The organism is Paenibacillus sp. FSL H8-0280 (assembly GCF_045040665.1).
In the GTDB taxonomy this organism is placed as follows: Bacteria; Bacillota; Bacilli; order Paenibacillales; family Paenibacillaceae; genus Paenibacillus; species Paenibacillus xylanexedens_A.
In genome coordinates this window covers 1,890,715-1,905,411 of record NZ_CP150296.1, presented here as the reverse complement: position 1 = coordinate 1,905,411, position 14,697 = coordinate 1,890,715, and the positions used below count along the sequence as shown (strand labels likewise).

The following is a 14,697-nucleotide window of genomic DNA, read 5'->3' as shown; positions in this document are numbered from 1 at the left end:
CAAGCGTTACATCACTAAAATGTTAAATTACAACTGTTAAGGGACTGACACTCACATAAGATCAACTGTATATGTTAGCTAACCGTCGTCCCTCTTCATTCATTATAGCTTTATACGTTGCCGCGTACCAATGCAGTTATGCCTGTACGGGACAATTCGCGAATGCCATATGGCTTGAGCAATTCAATCATAGCATCAATTTTGTCCGTATCTCCAACTACCTGCACAATCAGGCTGCCTGGACCAACATCTACAACGGATGCGCGGAATGTTTCTACCACACCCAGAATCTCAGGACGCTCGGAAGGCTCTGCTTTCACTTTGATCAGGGCAAGTTCCCGGGCTACCATCGGTTTCAGGCTGAAATCAACCACTTTAATAACATCGATGATTTTGTACAATTGTTTCTCAATCTGCTCCAGCGTTTTATCGTCACCAATGGTGACAATAACCATCCGGGAGAGTCCAGGTTCTTCCGATTGACCTACTGTAATACTCTCAATGTTAAATCCGCGTCGACCGAACAACCCTGATACCCGCTGAAGGACGCCTGGCTGATCGTTAACCAATATTGAAATCGTATGTCTAATCATTCGTCAGCATCCCCCATCAGCATTTGATCAATTGTTGCTCCCTGCGGAACCATTGGATACACATTTTCATCCTTGCGTACTACGAATTCTACAACGACTGGTCCTGGTGTATCCAAAGCTTCCTGCCAAGCACGCGCTGCTTCTTCTTTATTCGTTGCACGCAATCCTTTCACGCCATATGCTTCAGCCAGTTTTACAAAATCCGGACTTCCTGCCAGATCAATGTGGCTGTAACGGTTCTCATAGATGAGTTCCTGCCATTGGCGAACCATTCCGAGTACCTGATTGTTAATGATCACAATTTTTACCGGTATATTGTTAATGGCACAGATTGCGAGTTCTTGGGAACACATCTGCATTCCGCCGTCACCGTTAATGGAGATAACGAGTCTGTCCGGATTGGCCATCTGAGCACCAATGGCAGAAGGGAATCCAAAGCCCATCGTTCCGAGACCACCCGAAGTTACCCATGAACGTGGTTGATTAAACTTGTAATATTGTGCTGCCCACATCTGATGTTGTCCCACATCCGTAGTCACAATCGCTTCACCTTTGGTTGTATCATTCAACATTTCAACAACCCACTGCGGTTTCAGCACTTCGTCTGAATCCGTATAGCTGTAAGGCTTCTCTTGTTTCCACTGTTTGATCTGGTCTCTCCATGCATCTGCACGCTCTGCACGTCCAACTTCTTTGTTGGCTATTTCAAGTACGGTCTTCACATCACCAACGATTGGAATATCGGTTGCAATGTTTTTACCAATCTCAGCCGGATCAATATCGATATGGACGATTTTGGCATGTGGAGCGAATCCGTCCAGCTTACCTGTTACCCGATCATCGAATCGTGCGCCGATATTGATCAGCAGATCCGACTGTTGGATGGCCAGGTTGGATGTGTATGTTCCGTGCATTCCTGGCATCCCTGTCCATAGTTCATGCCCACTTGGGAATGCACCAAGCCCCAGAAGGGTTGTCGTAATCGGAATGCCTGTCTTCTCAACAAACTCGAACAATTCTTCATGTCCTCCCGAGTATACCACACCGCCACCGGCCAGAATCATTGGACGTTCTGCTTCCTGAATGGCCTGAGCCAAACGGTCAACCTGCAGTTTGTTTGGTACTGTCCGTGGATTGTACCCTCTTAATGTAACAGGTTCAGTACTCGGTTCAAACAAGGTTTTGTTGGCTGAGACATCTTTCGGAATGTCGATCAGTACAGGACCTTTACGGCCGGTGTTGGCAATATGGAATGCCTCATGAATGATACTCGACAGATCCTTAACATCTTTTACCAGATAGCTGTGTTTGGTGATCGGCATTGTAATCCCGGTAATATCCGCTTCCTGGAAAGCATCCGAGCCGATCAGGCTGGAATTAACATTTCCCGTAATGACAACCAGCGGCACAGAATCCATATATGCCGTGGCTATTCCAGTAACCAGATTGGTTGCTCCCGGCCCGGAGGTAGCGATACAAACACCAACTTTGCCGCTTGCACGTGCATATCCGTCAGCTGCATGAATTGCACCTTGTTCGTGACGGGTTAAGACGTGTTTGAAATCCTCGAAACCATACATTGCATCGTAAATGTACAACACTGCGCCACCCGGGTAACCAAATACGCAATCCACACCTTCAAGCAACAAGCTTCTCAGCAGAATCTCGGAACCGCTAATGACCTCCGGCTTCATCCATTTTTCACGTAATTCATCTGTCGATCGTACTTCTGGAATTTGAGCTCCCATTAGTCATCCTCCTCTCGGAATTTACACCATTCTGACATTTAAAGTTACAAAAAAAACCTTCCATCCCCTGCAAACAAGTTCATGCTTGCGAGGGACGAAAGGTTATCGCTTCCGTGGTACCACCCAACTTTGCCCGAAATTTCGCAATAACGGACCTTACCAGGTACAACAAAACGAATAGCTCAAACGAACATAGTCGTTTCCCATACCTGTTGTCTGTAACGCAGACATACGATTTTCCCTAATACGCGAAAGGAGTGACATCCAGTGCTTTTCAGGAAAACAGCTCCGAGGTGAGCTCGTATATAAGGGATAATGGTGGTGGTTTCAGCAATTCCAGCCACTCTCTGAGCAAAAGAGCCCTTAAAACTTCGTCCTCTTCATAGCCGATGAAATATTCTCGTTAAATGTTAGGAACATTATATGATTCCTCCAACCGATAAGTCAATACCTGTTTTGCATAAAAATTCAGAGAACCTTCTTTCCTCCCTCTTCAGCCTATAAGGTTGCCCTAATCCCAGCGCTTCATTCAGTCACCTTTTATCTTGCTTCGGGCATAGGATATACGAGCAGCACGACTGGTCCTGAAAGGAGGCTCCGCATGGTGATTCGGCAACGCACATCCAAGCTGGATGATGGCGCCATCATGAAGCTGATTGACACTCAACTTGTTCCTTTATCCCATATGAGCGAAAAGGAAATTAATAAAATCCGCAAAGAAATACCCCTGCGAATGAACAGGGGCATGACCTTTGTTGTCTCGCCGGAGCCAGACAAAGCTGCTGTGGCATTCATCCATTTTCTCATGCATGGGGAATTGCTCTATGTCGATATGATGGCCGTTAGTCCGAAAGAACAACGCAAACGTTACGGGCAAACTTTGTTACTCAAAGCAGAGAGCTTTGCGGTATCTCGGGGTTGTCGAAGATCTAAAGTGATGGTGGATGAGGGCAATACCAAAGGGCTTCAGTTTTATCAAAAAAATGGATACAGCGCGATTCGATACATCATGATAAGCCGCTGCTACGAATTGGAAAAAACATTATAGAATGTCTTAGAAAAATCCTGGTGGGCGTGGACCTGGACCATAAGGGCCGAATCCAGGACCAGGTCCATATCCGCCACCAGGTCCTCCAGGTCCATATCCCGGTCCGTAGCCTGGACCATATCCAGGGCCTGGTTTTGGTCCAGGTCCATATCCGGGACCGAAGCCGGGACCACCTCCATAAGCATAAGGCAGTGTAGCAATAGCGAGCAGATCAAACAATACCAGTGGCAGAATCGCTTTTGTACGTACTTTTTTGCCATTCAAACGCTTGAGTACCAGTTTGTTGCCCGATACTTTCAACAGCTTTCCCGTAACCCGAGTGCCGTCTTTTTTGATTGCAACAATATTTTTGCCTATTAATTTCATCGCTTCATCACGCGTAACTTGTTGTTTCATACTTTCCCCTCCTCCTCGGATCGTTCAAAACAGTGTATTCGTCCATCACTGAATTCGCCTGTTTCTTTGTCCCTACCTGAAAATATGGGTATCTGCACGAGAACCAAGTTAAACGTGAAAAAACGGCTTGGTGATGCTCAAGAAAACAAAAAAAGGCCCGCACAAGGCGGACCCTTTATCAAAACTCTGAATAGCTAAACTGATATGGAAAAGGTTGTTACCTTTTACCCGGATCATATGCTTCACCGAGTGCAGACGGAGCGGAAGAACGTCCAACCGCTGCAACGAGAACGATGATGGTAAGCAGGTAAGGCAACATAAAAATAATTTCCTGGGGAATACTTTGTGACCATTCAAACAACTGTACATAGTTTCGGATCGCTTGTGAGAATCCAAAGAAGACAGCCGCACCAAAGGCACCAATCGGATTCCACTTACCAAAGATCATAGCTGCAATGGCAATATAACCTTGGCCGGAAACCGTATTGTGTGAGAATGTACCCGTAGTCGTCAACGTAATCGCAGCTCCACCAATGGCCGCAAGCGCACCACTGATCATAACGCCAATATAGCGATAACGAAGCACTTTAACACCAACCGTATCAGCCGCACTTGGATGTTCACCTACAGAACGAAGGCGCAGACCAAATGGCGTTTTAAACATGATGTAATACGTCAGGAATACGAACAGAATGGCCAGATATGTCGTTGGATATACGTTCTTGAAGAAGGCTTCTCCAAGCAAAGGAATGTCTTTCAACAATGGCACATCAAACTTGCTGAAGCCTTGAACCAACGGTGAATCACCAGAACCTTCAAACAACAGTTTAACCAAGTACAACGTACTTCCTGCTGCCAAAAAGTTAATGACGATACCACTGATAATCTGGTCTGCCTTAAATGTGATAGACGCAACGGCATGAATCAGAGATACCAGTACGCCCAATACAATCGCGAGCAAAACCCCCATCCAGGCCGATGTCGTTCCGCCCATGCCCGATTCTTGAGCATAATGCGCTCCGATTCCAGCTGCAAAGGCACCAAAGACCATAAAACCTTCAAGTCCAAGGTTGGTTACACCTGATTTTTCCGAAAAAATTCCGCCGAGTGATGCAAAAATCAATGCCGTAGCAAAGACAAGCGTCGTATTGATAATTTGCCCAATTGTCAACAAGTCCATCTACAACACCTTCTCTTTCTTACGCTTCGAATAGAACGGTTTAAGTATCCAGCGCACGATGCCTTGTGCCGCAATGAAGAAGATAATCGAACCGATCACAATCCGAATAATCTCAGGCGGAACATCCGCAGCAAAACTCATACCTGCAGATCCGTACGTGAGGGTACCAAACAACACTGCCCCCAATAACACCCCAAACGGATGATTCAAACCAATCAGGGCAACCGCAATTCCGTCAAAGCCTGTTCCTGGTGAACCCGACATTACGGTTTGGTATTGGAACACACCAAGAACCTGGAATGCACCACCAAGACCGGCAAGCATACCACTGATAAACATCGCTTTTACGATATTCCGGTTAACATGCATACCTGCATATTCAGCCGCATTAGGGTTGTAACCTACCGCGCGGATTTCATAACCTTGTTTTGTTTTCCACATATAGATATAAAAGAGCACAGCCATCACAAGGGCAATTAACGTCCCCATGTGTACACGGGAATTGCCCATCAGCTCAGAGAGCCATGTCAAACTAATCGAAGCCGATTCGCTGATATCCACGGAACGATTCTCGCCCTTCAATAGCAAGAATTGGCGAACGATAAGGTTGGCCAGATACAGACCAATCCAGTTCAACATGATACTACTGATAACTTCATTGACCCCACGTGCCGCCTTCAAATAACCAGCAATCGCGGCCCACAGACCACCAAACAATGCACCGGCAATCAAAGCCAGTGGCGCATGAAGGTAGATCGGCAAACCTGCAAATTTAACACCAACAAATGTTGCAGCGGTCATACCAACGAGAAATTGACCTTCTCCCCCGATATTAAACAACCCTGCACGTGATGCAAATGCAAATGCTAGTCCAGTCATAATTAGTGGTGTCATTTCCCGTACTGCTTCACCAAAGTTGTACATGTCGCCAAATACCTTGGTGAACAATGCACCATAGGCTTCAATTGGATTGTAACCACCAATCAGCATGACAACTCCACCGAGAATAAGACCCATAATAATAGCTACTACAGGTAAAATAAATGAATCTCGGGTAAACCATTTCAATACGTTATTCATGCGCAGTACCTCTCTTTTGGGTGCTGCCCGCCATCATCAAGCCGAGCTCCCTGTCATTGGTTTCTTCCGGCAGCACCTCGCCAACGATCTGGCCTTCATAAATAACAGCAATTCGGTCAGATACATTGATAATCTCATCAAGCTCAAATGAAATCAGCAGAACAGCCTTCCCTTGATCGCGCTGTGCAATCAGTTGCTTTTGCACGAACTCAATAGCCCCTACATCCAAACCACGTGTTGGTTGCGCAGCGATAAGCAGTTCAGGGTTTTTATCTACCTCACGGGCGATAATGGCCTTTTGCTGGTTTCCTCCGGACAAGGACCGAGCTTTGGTCTCGATGCTTGGTGTACGCACGTCAAAAGCCTCAACAAGCCGCTTCGCCTGCTGTTTGATGGCATCGAAGTTAAGGAACCCTTTACGGGTGTATGGTGCTTTATAATACGATTCCAGAACAATATTTTCACTCACTGAAAAATCAAGTACAAGTCCGTGTTTATGTCGATCTTCCGGAATGTGGGCTACACCCGACTCCGAGATATGGCGAGGAGAATGATTGGACAGCTCCTTGCCCTCCAAAAGAATCGAACCGCTCTCTACTTTACGAAGTCCGGTAAGAGCTTCAATCAGTTCACTTTGACCGTTACCATCCACGCCTGCGATTCCGACAATCTCTCCTGCACGTACGTTCAGGTTAAGTTGGTTCAGAACCGAAATACCTTCTTTATTCTTGGCCGTTAATTTACTGACTTCGAGCACATTGGCTCCAGGTGTAGCCGGTTTTTTGTCCACTTTGAATGTGACATTCCGCCCCACCATTTTCTCTGCCAACTCATTCGGATTCGTTTCCGAAGTTTTGACCGAATCAATCACTTTACCCCGACGGATAATCGTTACCGTATCGGAGATTTCCATGATTTCTTTCAGTTTGTGCGTGATCAAAATAATGGACTTTCCTTCAGCAGCAAGCTTCTTCATGATGATTATCAATTCTTTAATCTCTTGAGGAGTCAATACGGCTGTAGGCTCGTCAAAAATCAAAATATCTGCACCACGATACAATGTTTTTACGATCTCAACTCGCTGCTGCATTCCGACTGAGATATCATGAATCTTGGCATGAGGATTCACTTTCAATCCATACTGTTCAGACAGACGCTGAACTTCAGCGGCTGCTTTTTTATAATTAATATTGAGACCCTTCGTTGGTTCAGATCCCAAAATAATGTTCTCTGTTACCGTGAACGGCTGTACAAGCTTAAAGTGCTGATGCACCATACCGATGCCAAGATCGATCGCTCGGTTAGGACTGTCGATGATGACAGGCTTGCCATTCACTTCAATGGAACCTTCATCTGGCTGATAGAGACCAAAAACAATATTCATCAACGTTGACTTACCAGCGCCGTTTTCGCCCAGTAGCGCGTGGATCTCGCCTTTACGAAGCTGAAGGCTGATGGCGTCGTTGGCAACAATGCCTGGGAAACGCTTCGTAATTTGTTTTAACTCAACGACGGGGGTTGCTGCACCCATGTAATCACCCTTATAACTGATATAGTGTGGTTCCGCAAACGTAAAAAAAAACGTCTATCGACGTACTTTCAAAGAAGACAGACCTCGCTTAGCTGAAGTTTTTCTTGCGATAATCGAATGGTGCAACTCAATTAAGAACATATACATTCCATTATCTTAAGAAAAGCTCCTACCGGAGCGTTGGTGCACAGTGTGACCTTGTACAATTGTTATGATGACTTGATCAAATGTTCCTGTTCTTGCAATCATAAGGCCGGTCAAGACCGGCCCCAATGATTATTCTTTTGCAACGAAGATCAAATTACTCTGTAGGAACTTTGATTTCGCCGCTGATGATTTTTTCTTTGTACTCGTCCACTTTTGCAAGTGTATCAGCAGAAACATTTTTCGTGGAAGTATCAGCGACACCTACACCGTTGTCTTTCAAAGTCAGATTCTCAGCTCCGCCTTTGAAGGTACCATCGATGATTTCTTGGTTTACGCGCTTAACAGCTTCGTCAACTTTTTTGATCATGGAAGTCAAAGTGATCTCATCACCAAACTCAAGAGATTGGTCTTTGTCAACACCGATAACCCATACATCTTGACCTTGTTTCTTGCGAGCACTTGCTTCGATAAACACACCGTTACCTGTTGCGCCAGAAGCGTGGAAGATAATATCTACGCCTTCATTGTAAAGTGTTGCTGCTGCTGCTTTACCCAGGTCAGGTTTATCAAATGCACCTGTGTAGTTAGAAATGAATTTAGCGTCAGGGTTAACTGCTTTAACACCTTCTCTGAATCCAACTTCAAACTTTTTGATCAGCGGGCTTTCCATACCGCCAACAAAACCAATTTTGTTCGTTTTTGTTGTCAGACCCGCAACAACACCAACCAGGAAAGAGCCTTCTTCTTCAGCAAAAGTTACGGATTTAACATTAGGGGAATCCACTACGCTGTCAATGATCGCGAGTTTAGCATCCGGGTTTTGGTCAGCAACCGTTTTGATTGCATCAGCCAATTGGAAACCGATACCCCAAGTCAAATCATATCCACCTTTAACGAATTCGTTCAAGTTAGGAATGTATTCTTCATCGGATTTACTTTGCAGGTATTTAACAGCAGTACCTGTTTCTGTTTCAGTCGCTTGCAGAGCTTCCCAAGCGGATTGGTTAAAGGATTTGTCATTAACTCCACCTACGTCAGTAACCATACCGATTTTGAGATCGGATTTTGCTTCAGTGGAAGTGCCACCTGTATCTCCTCCGGCATTTGTTTCTTCTTTCGGTTTGCTACCGCAACCTGCGAGCATAACCGATACCGCCAGCAACATTACCAAAGACAAGCTGAGCATCTTTTTCATTTTCTCTTTTTCCCCCTTAATGATATATCCCTCATTCCAATCCAGCCTACAATTGAACGGTTAACAGATAGCAGGAATGACTTTTATGCAGAATGTATGGTTTCTTCGACATTAAAAGCGTATTCTCACCCTTGAAGCATCCTATCATCTGTCGAAAAACCGAACATTATGACATGGAGAGAAAAATCTAGGACTAGCCTACTAGAGGTGATTATACAATCAACCAGTGTTAAAATCCAGATGTTTCATCACCAAATATCACATATTTTTGTTCTTTTTTTATTGAAAACGCTTAATAATTTAGCGTTTTAACACACTAACGTTACAACGATGTGATGTTATATAACAAAAACATATCGCGAACTTTAGTGATGAGTGGGATTTACCTGTTTTTATTTGTATTATTTCACCGTTCGTATTTTATGTATTCCTATGGATCGTTATTCACCAGTTATCTGGTTTCATTGTTCCCTTCCAGACTACAGCCTATTCGCTCTAATCATTCAGAGATTCATCTTCGAATTTCTTCCAAGCCGTAAAAAAAGCCGCCATATAGGTACGGCGGCTTGTATCATACAATTTAAGCGTTGATTTTGCCTTTAGCTACAGTAGCCAAAGAGTTGAACGCATTGATGTCGTTAACGGCCAGATCAGCCAACATTTTGCGGTTCATGTCTACTCCAGCAAGTTTCAAACCATGGATCAGTTTGTTGTAAGACAAACCATTCATACGTGCTGCAGCATTGATACGAACGATCCACAGTCTGCGGAAGTTACGTTTCGTGTTGCGACGGTCACGGTATGCGTATACCAGGGATTTCATTACTTGCTCGTTAGCTGTTTTAAAAATACGGTGTTTGGAACCGAAATAACCTCTTGCCAGTTTCAAAACCTTTTTATGACGACGACGTACTACAAAACCGCCTTTTACTCTTGCCATATTAAAGAACCTCCCAAATAAATATAAATGTATCCGTGGTATGTGTACGGCCGTAGCCGATCCCCCATACGGAATGTACTAATTAGAATTAGCCTTTCAAGTTAGCCAAGCCTTGTTTCAAACGTCTAACATCCCCGGCAGCCATAACTGGGTTACCGTTCAGAACGCGCTTAGCACGTTTGGATTTGTGGGAAAGCAAGTGGTTTTTGTGAGCTTTGTAACGAAGGACCTTACCGGAACCGGTAATTTTGAAGCGTCCTTTCAAACTGCTGTGTGTTTTCATTTTAGGCATTTTGTGTTTCCTCCTCCAATGTTATCAGGCTTTAGGAGCCAAGATCATGATCATACTGCGGCCTTCCAATTTTGGTTGACGTTCAACAGTACAAAGTTCTGCAACTTCTACCTTAACGCGCTCCAAAATCCGTTGACCAATCGCGGCATGTGCAATTTCACGTCCGCGATAACGAACAGAACATTTCACTTTGTCGCCTTCGTTCAAAAACTTAACTACATTACGAAGCTTCGTTTGATAATCGTGCTCCTCAATATTGGAACGGAACCATACTTCTTTAATATCAACAATTTTCTGGTTCTTACGGGCTTCTTTATCTTTCTTTTGTTGCTCATAGCGGAATTTGCCATAGTCCATAATACGACACACCGGCGGTTTAGCCTGTGGTGCCACATTGACCAGATCCAAATTCAGGTCAATCGCCATTTGCAGTGCTTCGCGAATGGGCGTAATCCCAATTTGTTCTCCTTCAGCTCCGACAAGGCGTACTTCCTTCGCCCGAATCTCATCATTAATCATGTGATCTTTACTAATAATCGTCCACCTCCAGGTCATTTTGAATATCCAGTTAAACAAAAATAAAAGGGATGCCGGTCAAGCTACCGACATCCCTGTAATCAACACAATTCTTCATGAGTATACACTTCATAAATTATTGGGATCGTTGACCAGCCAACATATTTGTTGATCAGGTGAGAAGTCGGACTTCTGCTTGTGATTCCATTGCTATTCGCTTTAAGGCACTTGAATACTATATCACCCATGAAATACATTGTCAACATTCTTCACAACTTTTTTTCGTGAATTACACATTTGTGATATCAGATGTCAACAAAGTATCGCATGCATGTTCCTTACCCTTGTTTGCTTTGCACCTCATCCAACCGTACAACACGTGTATGTTGAGTGTGGCTCCACTGTTTGTTGTTCTGCGTAAAGAAAGCGTAGAACGTAATCGGGTACCAAGACAGCAAGTAGATCGGGAACAAAATCAGATATAGATAAACTTTGGCAAAGGTAACCTTCTCCAGCGCCATGGACAACAGGAACGTCAGAATGTTCAAACCAATAGCCACGAACCCAACCCATAACGGGAAGTATCCATAAATATTAGCAATGTGCGGACCACTGAATATAGCCATGTCTACCCACATCACAGCCGTCATCAGGAACGTAAGCAACACCACATAGACATTGGCTCCGTAGATAGCAAGGTCAAATTTCACCAGGCTTCTTTCCTTAATGGACTGCCATAGCAACGGGAAGAAGTATCTACGCGCAACTGTAAAGTGACCTTGCATCCAGCGCAGACGTTGTCTCGCTGAAGCTTTGAATGTTAATGGCTTCTCATCAAATACTTTGGCGTCATAGTTGAAAACAGGATACACATTACGTTGCACACTGCGCATCGTAAACTCCAGATCCTCAACCAGACTTGTTGCACCCCAACCAATTTCCTTCAACAGGTTGGTCTCAAAGCACATTCCGGTTCCTCCGAGGAAATTCGCCATATTCAAGTTATGACGAGACAACTGCCACAGACGGTTGATGTACCAGTAAGAAACACCGTAAGCTGCAGTAATCCAGGAATCCTCCGGATTTTTCGTATCAATGTATCCTTGGATAACACGCGAACCATTGTTCAAGTCATCATTCATCTCAAGCAAGAAGTTACGGTCAACCAGGTTATCCGCGTCAAACATAACAACTGCGTCATACTGACGCGGTAATTTCCAAAGGTACTTAAGCATCCATTCGATGGCATACCCTTTACCTCTTAAATCGGCATTGGTACGTACACATGCGTTTAATCCATGCTCTCTGACAATTTGAGCCGTTCCATCCGTACAGTTGTCACAGATGACAAACACATCGTACAGATCTTCCGGATAATCAAGTTGTTTCAAGTTCTCCATCAAGGCACCAATGACTTGTTCCTCATTGTGTGCTGCGACGAGTACAGCGAATGATTTTGTCGCCGGATAATGTTTCTTTTTCTTTTTCTTAATCAGACCGAACAGCGAAAACGTGAATTGGTACACGGCTAGCAGTGCCAGAATGACCTGCATCGTGACGAATATAGCGTCCAACATCGTTCTCTGTTACCCCCTTTTTTTCAAAACCCAGTTTACTCAAGCATTTCTCTTCCTGATTCTGCAATTTATTTTTTTTTGATCTGCAGAATATGACCCTGTTCTTTTGTGTACTACGTGATTATATCAGGCAATGTTTCAAAGCTTGGTTGCTATCAGTTGGCTGCTTTATCGATTCTGTATCCTTTTCAGTCATTTGTCAAAACCCCAATTTCACTTTTTGAAGCAGAAATGTGATCTTTAAACGCTGAATAGACACTTCGTGATACCACAACCTCGCATTCATGCCTGTTATATCTTATTTTCAGCCGTTTACTTGATTTTTATTTCTAAAGTCCCTGCTTTTTTCATCAGCATGTTATTCTTCGTCAGAGGCTCTATAACAAATAACGCAAACAGACCTCAAAAAGTTTGAAACAGAACTCACATTTTTTTACCTCATTTCAGCCATGTTGAATCATTGTATCTTTTTTGGCTGACCCAAGTCAAAAAGTTAAGATGGGTATATATCCACTCTTTAACATGAATTTCACGTTCTTTACATGGGTTCTTCTTGAAAAGGACAACATTTAAAAATATGATAAACATATACCTGAAATAACCTCAAGTTCATGAAAAACGGTTATATACTAATCAGGACGAAACCGGATGCAGAAAATCACCGGAAATAATGCCGCCATTATGGGCGGCCTGACTGGCAGGAGGCCAATATGAGCCGTTTATTCTTAAAGTTTCAAGATTATGATCGAAATGTTTTTATGTGGATCAACGGCCGACTTCATAATCGTTTTATGAATTTTTGGCTGTATTATTTCACCCATCTGGGTGGAGCAACTTCATCTATTGCAATATCGTTGTTAATCTGGCTGCTTGCTCCAGCTCCATGGAGCACAACAGGACTCCAGGCATGTATCGCCCTTGCGGTCAGCCACATCCCTGTAGCCATCGCGAAAAAATTGTATCCCCGCATTCGACCTTATCTGGCCTTGCCGGATACAATTACGTTCCGTAATCCCCTGACGGATCACTCGTTTCCTTCAGGGCACACAACTGCCATTTTTTCGGTCACAGTTCCCTTTATGACCACTGATCCGATCTTATTGCTAATATTGTTGCCTGTGGCCCTTATTGTCGGATTCTCTCGAATTTATCTGGGGTTACACTATCCTTCCGATGTTCTGGCGGGTGCCACAATAGGTACTTTAGTCGCACTTGCAACAGTTGCATTCTGGTCTTAAAGCCGATATGTTAGACTCAGAAAAACCTAGCAGGAACAGGTGAAGTAAGCGTGGAGAAAAAAAGAGTATTACTATTATCTGAAGGCTTTGGTACGGGTCATACTCAAGCCGCCTATGCATTGTCCAGCAATTTGCGAAAGCTCTCGCCAGACGTGCAGACAAAAGTGCTTGAACTGGGAAGTTTCTTAAATCCAAAGGTTGCACCTCTGATTATAACAGCATACAAAAAAACGGTTACCAACCAACCCAAACTTTTCGGATACGTATACAGACACCAATATAAAAAATCATTGAACAGGCTGACAACACTGGCGTTGCATAAACTGTTCTATACACACACACGCAGCGTTGTGCGCCAGTTACGTCCCGATGCGATCGTCTGTACACATCCGATTCCAAGTGCTGTCATATCCAGACTGAAGCGTCTGGGTGTACAGGTTCCTCTATGCACAGTCATCACCGACTATGATGCACATGGGACGTGGATTAACCGTGAAGTAGACCTTTATCTGGTTTCTTCAGATGAGGTTAAGTCCAAACTAATGCTACGAGGCGTACCTGCAGACAACATTCGAGTCACGGGCATTCCGGTGCATCCAAATTTCTGGGAGCATCCCGGGCGAGAAGAGATCCGAAGCAGATTTAACCTCAAGAACATGCCCACTGTACTAGTGATGGGCGGCGGTTGGGGAATGCTCAGCGACAAGCTGGTCCATCCGCTGCTGACACGCTGGCATGAAGATATTCAGATCATTTTTTGTCTGGGTCGCAATGATAAAGTACGGATCAGCATGGAACAGAACCCCATGTATCGCAAAGAAAACATTCACATTATGGGATACACCAACGAAGTGGACAAATTAATGGAAGTATCCGACCTTCTGATTACCAAACCTGGGGGAATGACATGCAGTGAAGGCTTGGCCAAAGGAATTCCCATGTTGTTCCACAACCCTATACCTGGTCAGGAAGAAGAAAACGTCCATTATTTTACGGCAAGAGGGTTGGGAGAACCCATAACTTCGCCCGACGTAGTGGTTAAATGGATGAACAAGCTGTTGCATCACTACCCGGATGTTGTACGTAAACGCAAACGTCATCTGGCGGAAATCGCCAAGGTTCATCCAATGCAGAGCGCTCAAAGTATTATCGATCTGCTGGAGGACGTTCGTCCTTCATCCGCAGAAGAGGCCCGTTTATGAATTTATCCAAATAA

General features: G+C 44.3%; 14 protein-coding genes. 3 read left to right on the top strand and 11 right to left on the bottom strand.

Going from position 1 to position 14,697, the window contains the following annotated elements:
- Positions 1-110: 110 nt before the first annotated feature.
- A complete protein-coding gene (gene ilvN, locus MHI12_RS08655; RefSeq protein ID WP_024628317.1) occupies positions 111-593 on the bottom strand; it encodes an acetolactate synthase small subunit in 483 nt (160 codons plus the stop codon).
- Entirely contained in the window at positions 590-2,341 is a 1,752-nt protein-coding gene (ilvB, locus tag MHI12_RS08650; protein ID WP_036610160.1) for a biosynthetic-type acetolactate synthase large subunit, read from the bottom strand. Before ilvB ends, ilvN begins: the two co-directional genes overlap by 4 nt.
- Positions 2,342-2,945: 604 nt before the next feature.
- On the opposite strand from ilvB, the gene MHI12_RS08645 reads away from it, so the two are divergent.
- Positions 2,946-3,389, top strand: a complete 444-nt coding sequence (locus MHI12_RS08645) for a GNAT family N-acetyltransferase (RefSeq protein ID WP_036611020.1) — start codon at positions 2,946-2,948, stop codon at positions 3,387-3,389.
- A gap of 6 nt (positions 3,390-3,395) precedes the next feature.
- Here the strand turns inward: MHI12_RS08645 and MHI12_RS08640 are convergent, their stop codons facing one another.
- The 9 genes from MHI12_RS08640 to MHI12_RS08600 form a co-directional block, all read right to left on the bottom strand.
- Positions 3,396-3,785, bottom strand: coding sequence for a hypothetical protein (locus MHI12_RS08640; protein ID WP_047842246.1), 390 nt, complete (start codon positions 3,783-3,785; stop codon positions 3,396-3,398).
- Positions 3,786-4,002: 217 nt separating this feature from the next.
- Positions 4,003-4,965, bottom strand: a complete 963-nt coding sequence (locus MHI12_RS08635) for an ABC transporter permease (protein ID WP_047842245.1) — start codon at positions 4,963-4,965, stop codon at positions 4,003-4,005.
- Positions 4,966-6,045, bottom strand: coding sequence for an ABC transporter permease (locus tag MHI12_RS08630; protein WP_036610168.1), 1,080 nt, complete (start codon positions 6,043-6,045; stop codon positions 4,966-4,968).
- A complete protein-coding gene (locus MHI12_RS08625; protein ID WP_127544457.1) occupies positions 6,038-7,576 on the bottom strand; it encodes an ABC transporter ATP-binding protein in 1,539 nt (512 codons plus the stop codon). The genes MHI12_RS08630 and MHI12_RS08625 overlap by 8 nt, the downstream gene beginning before the upstream one ends.
- A gap of 301 nt (positions 7,577-7,877) precedes the next feature.
- Entirely contained in the window at positions 7,878-8,918 is a 1,041-nt protein-coding gene (locus MHI12_RS08620; RefSeq protein ID WP_091032858.1) for a BMP family protein, read from the bottom strand.
- 580 nt (positions 8,919-9,498) lie between these two features.
- Entirely contained in the window at positions 9,499-9,858 is a 360-nt protein-coding gene (gene rplT, locus MHI12_RS08615; protein ID WP_017689664.1) for a 50S ribosomal protein L20, read from the bottom strand.
- An 88-nt stretch (positions 9,859-9,946) separates the two neighbouring features.
- Positions 9,947-10,150 (bottom strand): 50S ribosomal protein L35, encoded by a 204-nt coding sequence (rpmI, locus tag MHI12_RS08610; protein WP_017689665.1) that lies wholly within the window; start codon positions 10,148-10,150, stop codon positions 9,947-9,949.
- Positions 10,151-10,174: 24 nt separating this feature from the next.
- The gene (gene infC / locus MHI12_RS08605; RefSeq protein ID WP_017689666.1) at positions 10,175-10,669 is read right to left on the bottom strand and encodes a translation initiation factor IF-3; all 495 of its coding nucleotides are present in this window, start codon (positions 10,667-10,669) and stop codon (positions 10,175-10,177) included.
- A 335-nt stretch (positions 10,670-11,004) separates the two neighbouring features.
- A complete protein-coding gene (locus MHI12_RS08600) occupies positions 11,005-12,243 on the bottom strand; it encodes a glycosyltransferase family 2 protein (protein ID WP_036610177.1) in 1,239 nt (412 codons plus the stop codon).
- Between the two features lie 710 nt (positions 12,244-12,953).
- On the opposite strand from MHI12_RS08600, the gene MHI12_RS08595 reads away from it, so the two are divergent.
- Positions 12,954-13,481, top strand: a complete 528-nt coding sequence (locus MHI12_RS08595; protein ID WP_017689668.1) for a phosphatase PAP2 family protein — start codon at positions 12,954-12,956, stop codon at positions 13,479-13,481.
- Positions 13,482-13,531: 50 nt separating this feature from the next.
- Positions 13,532-14,683: an MGDG synthase family glycosyltransferase gene (locus tag MHI12_RS08590; protein WP_341006557.1), complete on the top strand. Its 1,152-nt coding sequence runs from the start codon at positions 13,532-13,534 to the stop codon at positions 14,681-14,683.
- Positions 14,684-14,697: the final 14 nt, after the last annotated feature.

What these genes read in the sequence shown, in the direction of transcription:
- ilvN (WP_024628317.1), bottom strand. Translation starts at nt 593, where the DNA reads ATGATTAGACATACGATTTCAATATTGGTTAACGATCAGCCAGGCGTC.
- ilvB (WP_036610160.1), bottom strand. Translation starts at nt 2,341, where the DNA reads ATGGGAGCTCAAATTCCAGAAGTACGATCGACAGATGAATTACGTGAA.
- MHI12_RS08640 (WP_047842246.1), bottom strand. Translation starts at nt 3,785, where the DNA reads ATGAAACAACAAGTTACGCGTGATGAAGCGATGAAATTAATAGGCAAA.
- MHI12_RS08635 (WP_047842245.1), bottom strand. Translation starts at nt 4,965, where the DNA reads ATGGACTTGTTGACAATTGGGCAAATTATCAATACGACGCTTGTCTTT.
- MHI12_RS08630 (WP_036610168.1), bottom strand. Translation starts at nt 6,045, where the DNA reads ATGAATAACGTATTGAAATGGTTTACCCGAGATTCATTTATTTTACCT.
- MHI12_RS08625 (WP_127544457.1), bottom strand. Translation starts at nt 7,576, where the DNA reads ATGGGTGCAGCAACCCCCGTCGTTGAGTTAAAACAAATTACGAAGCGT.
- MHI12_RS08620 (WP_091032858.1), bottom strand. Translation starts at nt 8,918, where the DNA reads ATGAAAAAGATGCTCAGCTTGTCTTTGGTAATGTTGCTGGCGGTATCG.
- rplT (WP_017689664.1), bottom strand. Translation starts at nt 9,858, where the DNA reads ATGGCAAGAGTAAAAGGCGGTTTTGTAGTACGTCGTCGTCATAAAAAG.
- rpmI (WP_017689665.1), bottom strand. Translation starts at nt 10,150, where the DNA reads ATGCCTAAAATGAAAACACACAGCAGTTTGAAAGGACGCTTCAAAATT.
- infC (WP_017689666.1), bottom strand. Translation starts at nt 10,669, where the DNA reads ATGATTAATGATGAGATTCGGGCGAAGGAAGTACGCCTTGTCGGAGCT.
- MHI12_RS08600 (WP_036610177.1), bottom strand. Translation starts at nt 12,243, where the DNA reads ATGTTGGACGCTATATTCGTCACGATGCAGGTCATTCTGGCACTGCTA.
- MHI12_RS08595 (WP_017689668.1), top strand. Translation starts at nt 12,954, where the DNA reads ATGAGCCGTTTATTCTTAAAGTTTCAAGATTATGATCGAAATGTTTTT.